The organism is Micromonospora sp. NBC_01412 (assembly GCF_045040215.1).
In the GTDB taxonomy this organism is placed as follows: domain Bacteria; phylum Actinomycetota; class Actinomycetes; order Mycobacteriales; family Micromonosporaceae; genus Micromonospora; species Micromonospora rubida.
This window is the reverse complement of the sequence record NZ_CP109528.1, coordinates 5169640-5186771: the sequence shown is the minus strand read 5'-3', so window position 1 is coordinate 5186771 and position 17132 is coordinate 5169640. Positions and strand designations below refer to the sequence as shown.

At 75.3% G+C, this 17132-nt stretch carries 14 protein-coding genes; 5 read left to right on the top strand and 9 right to left on the bottom strand.

The genetic code is table 11. The features are described from left to right. Positions 1–67: 67 nt before the first annotated feature. From OG617_RS23700 to OG617_RS23680, 5 genes are all read right to left on the bottom strand, one after another. Positions 68–2314, bottom strand: a complete 2247-nt coding sequence (locus tag OG617_RS23700) for a tetratricopeptide repeat protein (protein ID WP_405095179.1) — start codon at positions 2312–2314, stop codon at positions 68–70. Then, positions 2311–3441 carry a hypothetical protein gene (locus OG617_RS23695; RefSeq protein WP_405095178.1) on the bottom strand — a complete coding sequence of 377 codons (1131 nt, stop codon included), beginning with the start codon at positions 3439–3441 and terminating at the stop codon, positions 2311–2313. The genes OG617_RS23700 and OG617_RS23695 overlap by 4 nt, the downstream gene beginning before the upstream one ends. 13 nt (positions 3442–3454) lie before the next feature. Then, positions 3455–4570, bottom strand: a complete 1116-nt coding sequence (locus tag OG617_RS23690; protein ID WP_405095177.1) for a transporter substrate-binding domain-containing protein — start codon at positions 4568–4570, stop codon at positions 3455–3457. A gap of 17 nt (positions 4571–4587) precedes the next feature. Further along, positions 4588–5901 (bottom strand): hypothetical protein, encoded by a 1314-nt coding sequence (locus OG617_RS23685; protein ID WP_405095176.1) that lies wholly within the window; start codon positions 5899–5901, stop codon positions 4588–4590. 169 nt (positions 5902–6070) lie between these two features. Beyond that, positions 6071–6874, bottom strand: a complete 804-nt coding sequence (locus OG617_RS23680) for a TetR/AcrR family transcriptional regulator (protein ID WP_405095175.1) — start codon at positions 6872–6874, stop codon at positions 6071–6073. 93 nt (positions 6875–6967) lie between these two features. Here OG617_RS23680 and OG617_RS23675 point away from each other — a divergent pair, with 93 nt between their 5' ends. Both OG617_RS23675 and OG617_RS23670 read left to right on the top strand, forming a co-directional pair. Then, positions 6968–7312: a PadR family transcriptional regulator gene (locus OG617_RS23675; protein WP_328822636.1), complete on the top strand. Its 345-nt coding sequence runs from the start codon at positions 6968–6970 to the stop codon at positions 7310–7312. Next, on the top strand, positions 7305–8390 hold the full coding sequence (locus OG617_RS23670; protein WP_405095174.1) for a hypothetical protein: 1086 nt from the start codon (positions 7305–7307) through the stop codon (positions 8388–8390). The genes OG617_RS23675 and OG617_RS23670 overlap by 8 nt, the downstream gene beginning before the upstream one ends. A 22-nt stretch (positions 8391–8412) precedes the next feature. On the opposite strand, the gene OG617_RS23665 is transcribed toward OG617_RS23670, so the two are convergent. The 4 genes from OG617_RS23665 to OG617_RS23650 form a co-directional block, all read right to left on the bottom strand. Beyond that, the gene (locus tag OG617_RS23665) at positions 8413–9285 is read right to left on the bottom strand and encodes a hypothetical protein (RefSeq protein WP_405095173.1); all 873 of its coding nucleotides are present in this window, start codon (positions 9283–9285) and stop codon (positions 8413–8415) included. Next, positions 9285–9542 (bottom strand): hypothetical protein, encoded by a 258-nt coding sequence (locus tag OG617_RS23660; protein WP_405095172.1) that lies wholly within the window; start codon positions 9540–9542, stop codon positions 9285–9287. The genes OG617_RS23665 and OG617_RS23660 overlap by 1 nt, the downstream gene beginning before the upstream one ends. 406 nt (positions 9543–9948) lie before the next feature. Beyond that, the gene (locus tag OG617_RS23655; RefSeq protein WP_405095171.1) at positions 9949–10152 is read right to left on the bottom strand and encodes a hypothetical protein; all 204 of its coding nucleotides are present in this window, start codon (positions 10150–10152) and stop codon (positions 9949–9951) included. Positions 10153–10562: 410 nt separating this feature from the next. After that, entirely contained in the window at positions 10563–11894 is a 1332-nt protein-coding gene (locus OG617_RS23650; RefSeq protein ID WP_405095170.1) for a hypothetical protein, read from the bottom strand. Between the two features lie 159 nt (positions 11895–12053). Between OG617_RS23650 and OG617_RS23645 the strand changes: the two genes are divergently transcribed. The 3 genes from OG617_RS23645 (at position 12054) to OG617_RS23635 (ending at position 17132) form a co-directional block, all read left to right on the top strand. After that, positions 12054–12677, top strand: a complete 624-nt coding sequence (locus tag OG617_RS23645) for a LuxR C-terminal-related transcriptional regulator (protein ID WP_405095169.1) — start codon at positions 12054–12056, stop codon at positions 12675–12677. Between the two features lie 113 nt (positions 12678–12790). After that, positions 12791–16501 carry a VWA domain-containing protein gene (locus tag OG617_RS23640; RefSeq protein WP_405095168.1) on the top strand — a complete coding sequence of 1237 codons (3711 nt, stop codon included), beginning with the start codon at positions 12791–12793 and terminating at the stop codon, positions 16499–16501. Between the two features lie 4 nt (positions 16502–16505). Further along, positions 16506–17132: a DUF4255 domain-containing protein gene (locus OG617_RS23635; RefSeq protein ID WP_405095167.1), complete on the top strand. Its 627-nt coding sequence runs from the start codon at positions 16506–16508 to the stop codon at positions 17130–17132.

Genomic DNA, 17132 nt, shown 5'->3' with positions numbered 1-17132 from the left:
GGGCTCCTTTCGTCAGGTCCGCCGGCCGAGGGCTGACCGGCCCCCGGCTCGGCGCGCCTGCCGGGGATCACCACCAGGTCACCGGCCGGTGCGCGTTGGCGAGGTCCACCAGCGCGATCCGCTCCCGCCGGTCGCCGGTGTGTCCGGCCAGGGACCGGCAGGTGCGTTCGAAGACGCGGCGCAGGGTGTCCGGGTCGATCCGGTGGCCGAACAGGCGCCGGTCGGCGTACCGCCCGTCGGCCAGGTCGCTGCCGAGAGCGATCCGCAGGATGTGCGCCTCGACCAGGTCGCGTTCGGCGAACGGGGGCAGCTTCTCCACGACGGCCGCGGCGTCGATCGCGGCGTCGAGCCGGTGGCCGTCCTCCGGCGCCTCCAGCAGCATCCGCACCGCGCAGGTCGCCGCCACCGTCGAGGCGCGGGAGGACTCCGGCACGGTGAGCAGGACTGCGGCGGCGGCGCGCGGGCCCTCGATGACGAACAGGCAGCGGGCCAGCCCGAAGACGGCGGCGACCACGCCCTGGTCGGTCTCCCACACCCCCCGGTAGTGCGCGGCGGCCGTCGGGTGGTCGCCGGCGACCTCGCAGGCCACCGCGTACGCCAGTCGCGCGGACACCTCGCCGGGCAGCCACCCGTACACCCGCCCGAACAGGTCCCGGGCGGCGGCGCCGTCGGTGCCCACCAGGGCGACCAGGCCCTGGTGCCACCACAGTGACCAGTCCCGCCGGTCGTCGGGGATGCCGGCGAGCAGCGGCCCCGCCTCGTCCGCCCGGCCGGCCGCGAGGTACGCCCGCACCATCCGGTACGTGACCTCGGCGGTGTGCTCGGGCGCGGTGCCGAGCAGGGCGATCAGCTCGGCGGGCTCGGCCGGGCCGAGCGAGGCGAGGAAACCCGCCGCCGGGTCGTTGCCGTCGACCAGCGGCATCGGCAGGCCGAGCACGATCTCCACCACGTCGATCGCGTCGACGTCGGCGTGCAGGGCGAACGCGCACGCCGCCGGGCTGAACAGGGTGGACCGGGTGGGCCGAGGGATGCCGTCGGCGGCCGAGCGCACCTGCCGGCGCACCCCCCTGACCTGCTCGCGCATCTCGGCGGCGGAACCGAACCGCTCCTCGGGTTCGACGGCGGTGGCCCGGGCCAGCAGCCGCGCGAACGGGTCGAGCGGGGCGGGCAGCGGCAGCCGCAGCAGGTCCTGCCCCACCGGCAGGGGACGCAGGTCGGCCGAGCTGACCGCCAGGGTCAGCGCGGCGAGGGTACGACCGACCGTGTAGACGTCGGAGCGCACGCTCGGCCCCGCCGGGCCGAGCCGCTGCACCTCGGGGGCCTCGAAGCCGGCCGTGCCCCAGGGCGGGCTGACGGTGTTGTCGATCCGCCGGGCCGCGCCGAAGTCGACGAGCTTGAGCGGGCCGTCCGGGCCGTACCCGCCGATCAGCATGACGTTCTCGGGCTTCAGGTCGCAGTACAACCAGCCCTGGTCGTGCAGGTACTCGAAGGCGTCGAGGATCTGCACCCCGTACCCCAGCGCCTGCGGCACGTCGACGGCGGACGGGCCGCCGTCCGGGCCGATGGTGCGGCGGGCGTCCTCCAGGGTGCCGCCGTTGACGTACTCCATCACCAGGTACCCGACGTCGGAGTCGGACTCGGGACGCAGCGCGTGGGTGATCGTCACGATCCGGGGGTGGTTGAGGGCTATCAGCGCCTGCCGTTCCCCGACGAACGCCGCCGCGGCCTCCCGGTCCTCGGGGTTGCGCTGCCCCTTCAGCACCCGCCAACTGCCGTCCATGTCCTCGTCGCGGGCGAGGAACACCCAGCCCACGCCGCCGTGCCCCAGGCAGCCCTCGATCCGGTACCGGCCGGCCCGCACGTCGCCCTTGGCCAGCGGCGGGGTGAACGAGTAGCGGGAGCCGCAGTTCGGGCAGTACCCGCTGACCCGGGGCACCCTGCGCCGGCACGTCGTCTGCGGGCAGTAGCGGGAGTGCTCGGGCACCACGGCCTGGGACAGCACCGCCTCCAGCGGGTCCCGGGCCCGGGTCGGCGGGATGAGCGCCGGGCTCTCCCACGGCCGGGCCCGGGGACGCCACGGCTCGCGGGACTGCACCGGGACGGGCCGTGGGACGCGGGACGACGGCGGCGGGACCGCCGAGGACGACGACGGCCGGACCACCGACGACGGCGGCCGGACCACCGACGACGGCGGTTGCGGGTCCGCGCCCGGCGGGCCGCCGTCGCACGGGTGGCCCCACAGCCGGCAGAAGCCGTCCTGGTCCACCGCCCCGGGGCAATTGCGTTCCGCGCACGGGCGGCTCGTCGGCGTCATCGGGTCACCTCGTTCACGGCCTGCTGGTAGGCGCGGACCGCCCGGCTCGCGGCGGTCACGGCGAAGCGGTCGGGGCGCAGCCTGTCCCGCGCCTCGCGGTAGCTCTGCTCCAGGTCCGGGTGCTCGGCCCGGCCCTCGTCGGCGGCGCGCTGCCGGTACGCCTCCAGCCGCCCGCCGAGTTCCAGGTGGCAGCGGCCACGCAGCCGCCGCCGGGCGGCGTCGACCTGGTCGGCGGCCCCGTCGAGGGCGGCCTCCAGCTCGCCGGCCGAGCCCGCCGAGCCCGCCGAGCCGACGGGGCCGGCCGAGCCCGCCGGGTCGCCGGGCGACGCGCCGCGGGCCACGGCGGCGCGGGCGAGCAGCCCGTCGACGTCGAGGGCGGCCACCGGATCGCCGCCGTCGCCCAGCCCCTCTCGGGCCGCCTCGGCCGCGAGCCCCCGCAGGCGCTCCACCGACGAGCGCAGCCGCCGCTCCCCGGACGTCCACCGGTCCGGGTCGTCGGTGGCCGGAGCGAGCGCCCCGCGTACGGCGGCGAGGTCGTCCGCGAGGCCGGCCAGCGCGTCGCGCCAGGGGCCGGGACGGGCGCAGCCCACCGGGTCCGCCGCGGCCTCCCGCTCCAGGCCGGCGAGCCGCTCGGCGGGTACGTCCGGCGGTGCCGTGCCCCGGCCGGCCACCCCGGCCCCGTGCCGCAGGTCCGCGACCTCCTTGCGCAGCCGGTCGAGATCGGCCTCCACGAACCGCACGGCCGCCCGGTACGCGTCGACGAGCCGGCGGATCGTGGCCCGGCGTTCCCGGGCCGCCGCGACGATCTCGTCAAGGCACAACCGCTCGATCCGGGGCGCCTCCCCCGTGGCGGAGGTGAACGTGACCTCGATCGGGTCGGTGAGCAGCCGGGCGAGGCGGTCGTTCCGTCGCGCCGCTGGGTCGGGGCCGTCGTCCATCGGGTCGAGGGCCAGCGACAGGCAGCCGAGGACGTGCAGCTCGTCCCAGGCCGCGTTCTCCGTCCCGGCGGTGACGCCGGTGACCGGGGCACGGAACTCCCCGGTGATCAGCGCCTGCGCCTCCAGCAGCCACTCGGCGGCCAGGCCGTGCGCGGCCCGCACCGCGTCGAGCCGTTCGCCATCCGGCATCACGCCCCGCCCCTCACCCGGGCGGCCACGACGTGACCGGCGGGCCCGGTGTCGGCTGCCCCCGGTCGGGGTGGTCGGCGAGCCACTGCCGGTGCGCCGCCGACCACGCCCCGGAGGCGCGGGTGGACTCCAGGACGTGGTTGACGAACCGGGCCAGCTCGATGCTGTCCGGGTTGTCCCGGGCGAACGCGAAGGCGTGCGGCTCGTCGGTGAACCAGGTGCACGGCCACCTGGCGTCGTGGTAGCGGCAGAACTGGGCATTGTCCCGGGGCGGCTCGGTGACCAGGACGGTGTCGGGCGCCATCCGGGTGAAGCCGAGCAGGATGTTCTCGTCCGTGCTGACCGCGTCGACCTGCCCCTGGCGCAGCATGACCAGGCAGTCGATCGGGTGGGCGGCCTGCACCGGCACCGGGAGTGTGCCGTCGGCCGTCCGGTAGGCGGCGATCGCCGCGAGCGAGGTGGTCCGCGCCGCCGCGCAGACCCGGCGGCCGCCGAGCTGCTCGATGCCCGCGTACTCCGGGGGCCCGTCCGGCCGGCCGCCGACTCGTCGGACCAGCGCGGTCTGCCCGGAGTCGAGGTAGTCGTTGGAGAAGATGACCTGCTTCGCCCGCTCACAGCTCGCCGTCAGCGAGGTGGCGATGAGGTCGACCCGGTCCGGATGGTCCGACGCCAGCATCTCGAAGGCGCCCTGCCCGGGCGGCACCACCTTGAAGGTGATCCGCTTGCGCGGCTCCTCCCCCGGCCAGACGGCCCGGGCCACCGCCAGCAACAGGTCGATGTTGAAGCCCTCGAACTGCTGCGTCTCGGCGTTCCAGTGGCTCATCGTGGCGTCCGACGGGTCGACGCCCGCGACCAGGCCCTGCCCGGGCGCCCGGCCGCGGATCACCCGTGGCGGGGTGCCGCTCGGGGCGAAGCTGCTGCGCACCGTGCAGAAGGCGTTGGCCGGCTCACCGCCGGCGGCGATCCGCTGCACGGCCGAGGGTGCCGCGGTGGGTACGGCGGCGGAGTCCGGCGGGACCGTCGTGCACGCCGCCACCGCCAGCAGCAGGACCCCGGCCAGCGCGGCCCGGACGGCCACCGGCCCGCCGCCGGGGCGGGCCGCCGAGCGCCTCGCCACCTGTGTCGTCATCGATCCCCCCGTCCGTCTCACCGGTACTCGGCCAGGCGTTGCCGCAACCCGACGACGACCGCGGCGCCGGCGAGCAACGTGACCCACGCGGCGAGCCCACCGAACTGGCGCGGCGTCGCCGGCAGGCGGTCGACGTGCCCGGCGACCACCTTGTCGCCCTCGTCGAGCCGGTTGGTGAGGGCGGCGGTCGCCGCGTCGAAGGACTCCCCGGCGGGCCCGGCGTCCAGCACCGCGTCCATGGCCCGGCGGAACGCGTCCGGCTCCTGGCTCTGCCGGGCGGTCCACACGGCGGTCAGGGTGGTGCAGTCCACCCCGTCCGGGACGTCGCAGAGCCGCCGGCCGTCGAAGTCCTCGTGGTGGCCCACCGGGTCGACGCTGGCGCCGAGCCCCAGGTAGACGTCCGCGCGCCCGGCCAGCAACGTGCCGAGCCGCTGCTGGGTGACGCTCTGCTCGTCCACGGCCCGCGCCAGCTCGGGGAACCGGCTGTCGGCCGCCGGCCAGTGCGACCACGAGGCGACGGCCAGGGCCAGTACGGCCACGACGCCCGCCGAGGCGACGAGCAGGCCGGCGTTGAGCCGGCGGCGGGTGCGCCGCCACAGCCACCACTGCACGGCCCCGAGCGCCGCCAGGGTCAGCAGCGGCATCAGCAGGGAGGCCGCCACCCACCACCGGGCGTCGACCCGGGCCTCCCGCAGCAGCCTGGTGTCGTAGTCCCACAGGGTCTGGGCGGCGGTCAGCAACTGGGTGGACAGGTAGTAGGACGCCTCCCGCGCGTACGCGGAGGCGAGCACCCCCTGGTTGGCTGCCGTTCCCGGCCCCTCGGCCACCGCCAGCGCGTCGGAGATGATGCGCTGGTAGACCTGCAACCGGGCGGCGATCGCGGCCAGCTTCGCCAGCCGGTCCGGGTCGTCGACCGCCGCGCCCATCGAGGCGTTCAGCGCGTGCTCGACCTCGTGGATCCTCCGCTGGTAGTCGGCCTTCAGGCCGGCCGCCCGGTCCGCGCCGGGCGGCAGCAGGAAGACGGCGCTGGCGGCGACGTCGGCGTCAGCCAGGCCGACGTAGATCTGGCGGGCGCTCGTGCCGGTCCGCGCGGCGGTCGCGGCGGACCGTTCGCCCAGCGTGGTCGCCGGCCCGCCCGCGCGCAGGGCGACCACGGCCGTGGCGACGAGCAGGGCCGCGAGGAGGAGCCCGTGGACGACGATCCGCGCGGGGGTCGTGCGGAGCGGATCCCGCCAGCGCGACGGGCCGCCCCGGCCCGGCTGGGCCGCGCCCCGGGTCAGCGTCGTGGTCGACGTCTCGGCCCTGCGGCCGGCTTCCACACGTACGGTCATCCGCGCCCCCGTCCGCCCCGCCGCGCGCCGCCCCCGGCTCGCCGGCCGGGTCTGGCCGGCGCGGATGGACACCAGCGGGGAAGATCCAGGATGGCAGAGCAGCCGGGCGGCCGGCCGCACCATGTCCGGTATCCGACCGGACCGACAAAGTGGACGTCAGCCGGCGCCGCTATCCGGCGTCGGCCGCGCCCGAGCGGTCCGGTTCGGCCTCGGCCGAACGCTTGGCGACGATCACCGCGACGCCGTCGAGCACCCGCTGGAGGCCGAACTCGAACGCGTACTCCGGCCCGTACGCCGCGCCGTGCGCCTCCCCGGCGGCAGAGCCCACCCGGGAGGCCGTCGGGTAGCTGCCCGACTTCACGAACGTCTTCAGCCAGGGGGCGTGCGACTGCCACCACTGGCCGTCCGTCATGCCGGTCTCGCGCTCCAGGTCGACCACGTCCAGCGCGGCCCGCGCCGCGCTCTTGACGTGCCCGAGGACCAGGGTGAGCACGGAGTCCATCTCCACGTCGTCGAGGCCGATGCCGGCCACGGCGCCCAGCTCGTAGTCGTACTTGGCGAGCAGGTTCGGGCCGAGCACGGGCCGGCTGGTCTCGGCGCGCAGCAGCCACGGGTGGGCGCGGTAGAGCTCCAGGTTCTCCCGGGCGACCTGTTCGAGCCGGGCCCGCCAGCCGCCGGGGACGTCCGCCGGGCGCCTCATCTCGCCGTAGAGCGTGTCGACCATGACGTCGATCAGCTCGGCCTTGCCCGGCACGTACGTGTAGACCGACATCGTCCCGACGCCCAGCGCCTCGCTGACCCGGCGCATGGTGAGCGCGTCGATCCCCTCGGCGTCGGCGATCTCGATCGCCGCCCGGACGATCCGGTCGACGCTGAGCCCCGGCCCGGCGCTGCGGCTGGTCGGCTCCCGGGTGCGCCAGAGGATGGCCAGGCTGCGGGCGGGGTCGATCTTGCCCTTACGCTCGTTCGACATAGTGCCGCCATCCTAACGAGTAGATACCGTACCGCGTACGGGCCGATCGATATACAAGTCACCTGTATATAGAGGCGGTCTACGGTTAAGGCCATGACGATGCAGGAGCCGACGTTCTTCATCCTGACCGCGCTGGTGCGCGCCACCCCGCTACACGGCTACGGGATCATTCAGGCCGTCGAGCAGTTGTCCGGCGGGCGGGTCAAGCTCAAGGCCGGGACGCTGTACGCGGCGCTGGACCGACTCAGCACGGAGGGCCTGATTGTCCTCGACCGGGAAGAGGCCGTGGGCGGCCGACTGCGCCGCTACTACACCCTGTCCGACGACGGCCGCGCGGCGCTCGAAGCCGCAGTGGAGCGGCTCCAGTCGAACGCAAAGGTGGCTGCCTCCCGGCTGCGCGAGGCGTTCGGTTTCATCGGGGGAGTTCAGCATGCCTGACCTGGAGCGCTCCTACCGCCGTCTACTCTGGGCGTACCCCGGCTTCTACCGGCGTGAACGCGGGCTGGAAATCCTCACCACCCTGCTCGACGCCGCCGAGCCGGGGCAGGTCCGGCCATCGCGCGGCGAGGCGGTCCACCTGTTGGTGAACGGTCTCCGGTACCGGTTCGTGCCGCCCACCTGGGTCGGTAGGCTCGCGGCCGGCCTCGTAGCGATCTGGGCGGCCGTGGTGCTCAGCGGGGCCGGTGCCCTGGCAGTCTGGGGACTCGCCAACCCCGAAGACCCCAATCTTGCCGCCTTCAGCGACGATCTGGTCGGCCGTCCGGCCTCGCTCGTCTACGAACTCCCGGACGACAACCCGCTCAACATGGCCTACGCCTACCGGACGTACGGCGAGTTCCAGGATTTCGCTGAGGAGGGCTGGGACGGTGGGCCGCCGGCGCCGATGGGCCAGAGCCGGGTCTACGAGCAGGTCGCCGAGACACCGACCGTCCTGGCCGATGCCTACCAGCACCTGACGAGCGCGGGCTGGCGGACCGGCGCCCGGAGCCCGGGTGGCGTCAACAGTCGGGCCGGCGGAAACAGCCCGAACGAGGTGTTCTGGGCGTACCAGGACGGGGTGCTGTTACGCGTCTCCGAATACGACAACCAGACCGGCATGACGATCAGCGCCTATCCGATCGAGCCGCACGGCGTGCTCGCCGGCGCGGTCGCCGGGTTCGTCATCGGGCTGATCGTGGTGTTGCAGGGGATGACCTGGACGGCTCACCGGGTCGCCCGGACCCCACGGCCGATCCGGTGGCTGATCCTGCTGCTCGGCCTGCCGGCCCTCATCGCCTGCGGGGTGAACACCCTGGACAATGTGCTGAGCATGATCCCGGACCCGGGCAGCGCCAACGTGCTGTTCGCCGCCGACTACATGTACCCGCTGGCCAACCAGATCGCCAACCCGCTGGCGGCCAGCGTCATCGCGCTCGCGCTTACCGGCAGCCTAGGCCTGATCGCCGGGGCAGCCCGAATGAGCCGGCTTCAACCCGCGAACGCGGCAGCGTCGACCGGTGGAGTCGCCGAGCACTGAGCCGGAATTCCCGCTGACAGGGTCAGTAGCCTTCGGATTCGCTCACGGCGTCGGGGTGGGCGAAGAAGGCGCCGGGATAGCGCGGCGGGTACCGCAGGGCGACGTCGCGGTCATCGGGCGGAAAGGCCCGATTGATGCCGAGTGCCACCTCGTAGCCGCCGTGGATAAGTAGCTCTTTCGCTCCCGGAATGTACTCGTTCTCGACCAGGTACCGCAGCTCGGTGAACTTGGCCCGCACCGCGTCGCCGAGCGCCACCAGATTCAGGGCCTCGGGACCGCCGTCGACCCCTGCCTGAAGCGCTTTGGTGAGGGTGCTCGTGAACGGGTCGATCTCGCTCCCGAACAGCATCACCCGGCCAGCGCCCAGCAGCGACAACTGTGCGCCGTGCCGGTGACCGGCCGGTGGGTCCGGCCGGGTGAAGTGCCGCGCGGCGATCTGCGCGGAACCGCAGTCCAGCAGGACGACGAGTCGGGTGGCCGCGCTGTCCCGCATCAGGTCGGCGACCCTCCCGAGCACGGACCGCCTGCTGGCCGGATCCTCGGTCCACCGCTCCGCGCCCTCGGGGGTCTCCCAGTGTTCCGGGCCGGTCGCGGCGTAGGAGAACAGCAACGTGTCCGACGCCGCTGCGGCGGCCCGGCGCACGGCGTCGATCACCGCCTCGGGGGACTCCCCGCGCACGAGCTGTTCGGTGTGCGCTTCGAGGAGGGGCGTACCGATGTTCGGGGAGACGAGGGTACGGGCCAACGCCCTGGTCGCCTCCACCGCCGACTCGTAGCCGTGGCCGAAGCCGTAGTCGGCGTCGGGGTCGGGGGTGTCCCGGCCGACGAGGACGGCTCGGGAACCGGCGAGGACGGGCAGGAGCGGATGTCGCCGGGGAGTCGCGTCGACTGTCATCACTCCATTCTGGAGATCGAGGGCCGGCCAGTCGATGTCCCGGCCGCGTCACCGCCGTCGAGAGTGAGCGCGGCCTGCGTGACGGCGCCGAAATCTGCGAACTCACCGGCCTGGCCGACACCAGCGGCTTCCCGGCCGGAACCCGCCTGATCGAGCCCAGCACCTACAACAGCTCCGAGGAACCCGGCCACACGTCGGGCCCAGACCGTACCTACCAGCAGAAACACCGCCAGCCGCACCCACAACACCAAGATCAATCACTCATGAAAGACCGAGGTTGGAGCCGCTACGCGACCACCAGCGGGAACAGTGCTCGGGGCGGCGCCCACGTACCGGATCAGCGACGGTGCCCCTTGGCCGGATTCGAGGCCCCACTATCGCCACTGGCGGCGACATCGCCCTCGGCCACGCCGCCCGCGCCGCGATCGCCCACCAGGCGCGCCTGGCGACCACCGAGCCCAAGCCCGCCGCCGCCGTCCTGCCTGCCCGATGGAGCATCCTCGACCTCAGTCAAGCGTAGATCGCCCCGTACTATCGATGATCTCCTGAAGGCAACCGTCTCTCTGTCTTCGGGTCCATCGATCGCCTGGTCGAGCTGCCGGTGTCCCGGGGCAGGTCGAGCAGGGCGTCCGCCGGGTCGGGGCTGGGCGACCCCGCCGGCCATCAGTCCCCCGACCGCTTCCGGAAGGGGTACCAGCGGTCGTCCCGGCCGTACCGCACCTGGACGTCGCGGCCGATGGTCCACCGGTTGCGCCAGTTCTTCACCCGGGGCGGAACGCCGTCAGCCTCGCCCGACTCGCGCAGCGCGTCGATGACCCGGGCGACCAGCTCCTTCGGCGGGCTGAACGCCGCGTCGACGGCGTCCACGCCGGCCGCGCCCGCGTACTCCCAGGCCTTGATCGCCCGGGGCAGCTCGGCCGACCGGCCGGGGTGGCTCGGGCAGCGGGACCCGCGGCGCGGCGTACGCCTCGGCGGCGGGCGTGCCGGCCAGGTGGTCGTCGTCCGCGGCGGCGATGGACCGGCGGGCGTTGCGCCGGTGCAGCTCCCCGATGAGCTCCGCCTCGCCCCGCCGCACGGACGAGCTGCGTCAACACCGCCTGATGGGGTGTCCGGCGCGGGCCGGTGAAACGGGAGCGCGGAGCCGCCGCCCACGCCGAGCCGGTCGACGGCCGCCCTCGGTCAGCGCACTGGAACCCCGCCGGAGTCGTGCCCGGCCGGGAACCCACCGGCCTCGGCCGGGTGGCCACCGCTCCCCGGCGGCCACCCGGCCGGTGTCGTCAGGCCGCCGGGGTGCTCACGCTGCGGGTGTAGCCATTGAGCAGGGCGTAGTCGCGGCACTGGCCGCCACCGCCACCGGCGCCGTCGAGCGTGGTGCCCGCCTTCCGGCAGGTGGCCCGCAGGCTGATCACCCGGCCGGCGCGGACCTCGATCGGCGAGACCATGTGGTAGTCGAGGTCCCGGAAGTTGTTCAACGCCACGGTGAGCACCGTCGTCCCGTCCACCACCAACTCCAGCCGCCCCCCGTCGCCCTGCGGGTTCTGCAGGAAGATGTCGGTCAGCACGAACACCCGCCGGGACGCCACCGTGTACTGGTCGGTGCGGGTGGCGCCGCCCGCGGCGGTGACCGCGAGCCGACGGCTGAAGGACTGCCCGCCCGCCGGGATGCCCGGCACGGGCGCGCTGGGCGTCGCCGACGGCGGCAGCGGCGGATTGCTCGGAGTCGGCCCCGACGGGCGGGGGCTGGCGGACCCGCCGCCGAGCGCCCGCTGGGCCTTGTCGTCGGCCTGCTGGGCCCGGCTGTCGGCGGCGCTGGCCTGCTGCGCCACCGGGGCCACCTGCTCCTGGGCGACCTCCTCGGCCAGGGACTTCACCGACGGCCGGAGCAGCGCATACCACAGGCCGGCGCCGAGCAGCGCAAGGATCACCAGCGCGGCGACGATCCGACCCACCCCCTGCGGCAGCAACGGCTCCTGCACGGTCGCCGCGTCCAGGGTGGCCGGGGGCGTCTCCTCCGAGGAGACCGCGACCTGGAAGGGCAGCGTCACCGGATGGCCACGCCAGCGCAGCCGCCGCGCGCGGACCCGCACCTGGACGAAGGCCGCCTCGCCGGGGGCCACCGCGAGCTGCGGCGGGCGGACCGCGACGCGGAGCCGGTTGTCCGGGTCGCTACCGGCCAACGCCAGCCCGAGCGGCGTGTTGCCCAGGTTGGACACCGACAGCTCGTGCCTGCCGCCCCAGCGCCCCCGCGAGGTGCGCGGCAGGATCTCGGGGGCGATCTCGGCGAACGGCAGCACCCGCACCGTGGCCTCCGGCACGACCTGGCCGTCCGGGTTCTCGGCCGGGGTGACCCGCACCGCGAAGGGCCGCTCGCCTGCCACCACCTGCGGCGACCGGGGCGGCTGGAAGCGGATCGCGACCGTCTCGGCCGAGCCGGGGTAGACCGAGACGGTGGGCGGCTCGGCGTGGGCCCAACCGGCGGCGTCGCCCAGCACCTCGAGCACGTACGACTCGACGATCGGGCCGGTGTTGCGGACCTCCAGCCGGCAGCTCGCCTCGCTGCCCGGGCTGACCTCGACGAGGTCGGTGTCCAGGTTCGCGTCGGTGGTCATGGCGCGACTCTAGGTGGATGCCCGCCCGTTCAATCCGCCGTGGAGGAAGACCTTGGGGCAACGCGGGAGGGCCGTTGAGCCCACGTTGACTGCACGATTGGTGCGGCGAGCGATACTCGGCGTCACCGATCGTCCGACCGAGCGCACTCGGGGGTGCTCATGCGACGCGTACCAGTCCACCTGTCCTCCACCGATGTCATCTCGCGCGCCGGGGTGGTCAGTCAGCTTCGGCCCCGGCCGGAGGTGCTGCTGCTCGACGACGCCGAGGCCGACCGGGCCGAGGTGGCGGTGATCATCACCGACGGCATCGACGAGTCGTCCCTGCGGACCCTGCGCGCGACGCGCAGCCGGGGCACGCCCGCGCTGGTGCTGGTGGTGACCCAGGTCGACGACGCCGGGCTGGTCGCCGCCGTGGAGCACGGCGTCGCGGGGATCGTCCGCCGGTCGGAGGCCAGCGCGGACCGCCTCGTCTCGGTGGTCCGGGCCGCCGCGGCGGGCGAGGGCGCCGTCCCGCCGGACCTGCTCGGCCGGCTGCTCCAGCAGGTCGGGGCGCTGCAACGGGAGGTGCTCGGGCCGCGCGGGCTGACCTTCTCCGGGCTGGCCGACCGGGAGGTGGAGGTGCTGCGCCTGGTCGCCGACGGCTTCGACACCGCCGAGATCGCCGCGAAGCTCTCCTACTCGCAGCGGACCATCAAGAACATCCTGCACGACGTGACGAACCGGCTGCACCTGCGCAACCGCTGCCACGCGGTGGCGTACGCGCTGCGTAACGGCCTGATCTGAGCCGCGCTGCCCCATCGGGCAGGCCGCACTGCCCGCAGGCCGGCACCGACCGCCGCTACCCGCCCCGCCGGGGGTCGCCACGGTGGGGACAAGGGTGACCACGGGGAGGTGTCGTGCGCTGGGGCAACCGCCGCTGGGGAGTCATGGTGCTCGGGCTGGTGGCCGGGCCGGCGCTCGTCGCGCCCGCGCCACCCGCGCCACCCGCCCCCACACCGCCCGCCCCGGCGCCGGCCCCGCCGACCGCCGAGGTGGGCTACCGGCTGGGCTACCGCAGCGAGGAGCGCCCGACCCCGGTGGTGAGCGCGGGCGCCACCGCCGGGCCCCGGCCGCTGCTGTCCGAGGGCGAGCGCGGCGACGCCGAGCGGGACGTCGACGCGCGTGCCGGCCGGCTGGTCTGGGTCGGGCGGCGGGCCGACCCCGGCGGCGCCGACCGGGGCGGGGGGCTCTACCTGCGCCGCCCGGGCGAGTCGCCGGTGCGGCTGGTCGGCGGCCCCGGCACGGTCGCCCACCCCGCCCTGTCCCCCGACGGCCGGCAGGTCGCGTTCACCAGCGACCGGGCCGGCAACGCCGACATCTGGGTGGTCCGGGTCGACGGATCCGGGCTGCGCCGGCTCACCGACCACCCGGCCGAGGACAGCTGGCCGACCTGGTCGCCGGACGGGGCCCGGATCGCCTTCGGCAGCACCCGGGGCGACCCCGCCGGGGACGTCTGGGTGCTGCCGGCCGGGGGCGGCGCCGCGGTCCGGGTGACCGACGGCCCGGCCGCCGAGGGGCAGCCCGCGTGGTCCCCGGACGGCGCGCGGATCGCCTTCACCACCACCCGGTTCGCGCCGGCGGGCGACCCGGCCTTCCGTACGGTGGCCACCGTGGCCCCCGGCGGCGGCCCGGTGACCCGCGCGGTGCCGGGCCCCCGGGACGCCGCGGAGCCGGCCTGGTCCCCCGACGGCGCCCGGATCGCCTTCACCTCCGTCCGCGACGACCCCGCCGGGGACGTGTACGTCGCCCGGGCCGGGCGGGTGACCCCGGTCGCCGCCGGCCCGCTGCCCGAGCACGAGCCCGCCTGGCGGGGCGGTGACCTGCTCTGGACGGCCACCGAGCTGGCCGACACGAGCGACGTGTGGACCGCCGACGCCACCGGCGGTGACCGCCGCGACCACACCGGCCGGCCCGGCCTGTCGGAGACCGGGCCGGTGTTCAGCCCCGACGGCACCCGGCTCGTCTACAGCGCCGACCAGCCCGGCGGCGGGGCCCGGATCGTCGTCGCCGACGCCTCGGGCGCTGACCCGCGCACCCTCGCCCCGCCGGGCACCGCCGAGCGGGACCGGGACACCGACCCGAGCTGGTCCCCGACCGGCGAGGCGGTCGCGTTCAGCCGGCAGCCGTCGGACAACGACGACCCCTCGCGGATCCTGGTCGTCGCGGTCGCCGACGGGCGGCTGCTCGCCGAGGTGCCAATGCCCCCGCACCTGATCGGCCGCGACGCCGAGCCGTCCTGGTCGCCGGACGGCCTGCGGCTCGCGTTCTCCCGGCTGGCCACCCCCCGGCGCAGCGACCTGGCGGTGCCGAGGGTGGACCGGCCGGCGCTGCCGGGCACCTCGTTTACCGTGGAGCAGTCGCTGCCCACCCCGCCGATCCCGCCCCGCCCGGACATCGTCTTCCTCGTCGACGACACCGCCTCGATGTCCCAGCCCGGGGAGGGCGGGGCGAGCGTGATCAGCCAGCTGAGGGACCGGCTGCCCGATGTGATCGAGAACGTGCGGGCGAGCCAGCCGGACGCCTGGTTCGGCCTGGCCACGTTCAGCGGGCGCGGCGGCGAGGGGGAGTACGACCCGGACATGTACCTGCCCCGCCAGCCACTGACCATCGACGACGCGGCCGTGGACGCCGCCGTGCAGCGGCTCGCCGCGCAGAGCCCGTACGGCACGGAGAACTGGTTCTACGCGCTGCGGCAGCTCGCCGGCAACGACCGGATCGGGTTCCGGCCGGACAGCAGCCGGATCGTCGTGCTGATCAGCGACACCGACAGCGTGGACAAGACCCTCCCACCGCCGGAGGAGGGCGCGATCGACGAGGGGGACCTCACCAGCGCGCTCCAGGCCGCCGGGATCGCGCTGATCGGTGTGCCCATCGCCGGCGCGGACTTCGAGCGCGGGCTGAACTACGACGGCGCGGCCGGCCGGCTGGCCGAGGCCACCGGCGGCCTGCTCACGGCCAACAGCGACCCGGGGCAGATGATCACGGCCATCATCGAGGCCATCGGGAAGCTGAAGGTCACCGTCAGGCCGAGCGCCATCTGCGACGACGGCCTCTCCGTCGCCTTCGACCCGGACCCGGCGAGGGTGGACGCCGGCACGCCGGCCAGGTTCACCGAGACGGTCTCCGTCGCGCCCGGGGCGGTCCCCGGGTCCGTGCTGCGCTGCACGCTGCGCTTCGACCTCGACCCGCCGGAGGCCGGGTCGGACGCCGTGCAGGAGCTGATCGTCCGGGTCGCCCAGCCCGGCCTGCCGCTGGTCCGGGTCGACGACGTGCAGGTCGCCCCGACCGGGCCGACCGGCGCCCAGGTGACCTATCAGGCCACGGCCGTGGACGCGGCGGACCGGCCGCTGCCCGTGCGCTGCGAGCCGCCGTCGGGCTCGCGGTTCCCGATCGGGCAGACCGTGGTGACCTGCCGGGCCACCGACCAGGCCGGCCGCACCGGCGCCGACACGGCGCTGATCATCGTGTCCGACCCGCAGCTCACCGGCACCCGGATCTGGCTCGCCCGGCTCGACGGCGGTGGCACCGGCACCCTGACCGTCACCGACCAGACCGACCTCAGCGCCCGGATCGGTGACGGCTGCCCGGCCCGCGAGACGGACCGGTCGCCGGCGTGGTCCCCGGACGGGGCCGCGATCGCGTTCGCCGACAGCAGCCGCCTCGCCGACCTGTGTGTGGTCGCGCCCGACGGCTCCGCCGCCCGGCACCCGCTCGCCGCCGGCGACCGGGACGGCCGCTCGGCGGCGGACCCGGCGTGGTCCCCGGACGGCCGGCGGATCGCGGTGACCCTCCAGGCGTCCGAGGAGCCGCCGGACATCGTCGTCCTGCCCGGCGCGGGCGGCCCGCCGACGACGGTCGTGCGGCAGGTCGGGTCGGAGCCGGCGTTCCAACGCCTGCCGTCGCCGGACCTCGCCCTCACCGTCTCCGTCGGCAACCAGCCGGCCTACCTGGGCGGCGACCCGGTCCCCGTCACCTTCACCGTGCGCAACGCCGGTCGTCTGCCGGCAGACAACGTCTGGCTGGACGTCACCCCGCCCGCCCCGCTGCTGCCGCCGCTGAGCGCCGACCCGCGCTGCGGGGCCGGCCGCCAGCTCTGCCTGCTCGGCACGCTCGGCCCCGGCGGGCAGCAGGTGGTCAGGGTCGTGCTGCCCGCGCGGGCGGCGATCGTCGCGGCGGTCGCCGGGCGGCTCACCGCGACCGTACGGGAGGTGTCGGCGACCCGTACGGCGCAGGCGCCGGTGCAGGTGATCGCGCCGCAGCTGCGCGTCGACCCGGCGATCGGGCCGCCCGGGTTCGTGACCGCCGCCGTTGGCACCGGCTTCCCGCCCGGGGCGACGGTGCGGCTGCGCTGGCAGCCGGGAATCACCGCCACCCCGGACACGGTGACCGTCGATGCGGACGGCAGCTTCCGTACCCAGGTGTTGGTGCTGCGCAAGGACGAGCTGGGCCCGCGCGACCTCACCGCCGCGCGGGTCTCGGGAGGCCGCGCCTTCGGGTCGGTACGCGCTGCCGAGCAGTTCCTGGTGGTGCCGCGCGGGCTCGACCCGCCCTTCCGGGGCAGGTGGTGAGCGGGTGATCCACGAGATCGACGACGCGCTGCGCCGGCTGGTCCGCGACGAGGCCCTGCCCGGATCCGGCGTGGACATCGTCCTCGAGGCGCCGACGAAGGAGTGGGCCGCCCGGCGCAACGCCCCCACCGTCAACGTCTACCTCTACGACATCCGGGAGGACCTGCGCCGCCGGTCCCGGGGCCTGGTCAACGAGTACGACGAGCGCGGCCAGGTGGCCCGGCGGGTCGCCCCGCCCCGCTACATCAAGCTGTCCTACCTGGTCACCGCGTGGACCCAGCGCCCCGAGGACGAGCACCGGCTGCTCTCCTCGCTGCTGCTGTGCTTCCTGCGCCTCGACGCGCTGCCCCCGGCGGTGCTGACCGGCTCGGTGGCCGCGATCGGCATGCCGGTGCCGATGACCGTGGCGCTGCCGCCGCCGGAGGACCGGGCGTTCGCCGACGTGTGGACCGCGCTCGGCGGGGAGCTGAAGCCCTCCCTCGACGTGGTGATCAGCACGCCGGTGGACAGCGGCCGGGTGGTCGAGGCCGGCCCGCCGGCCCGCGAGGGGATGGCCGCCGAGGTCGGCGACCGCGCCCGCGACGCCGCCTCCGACCGGGTCCGGCACCGCTCGGCCCGGGCGGGAAGCTGA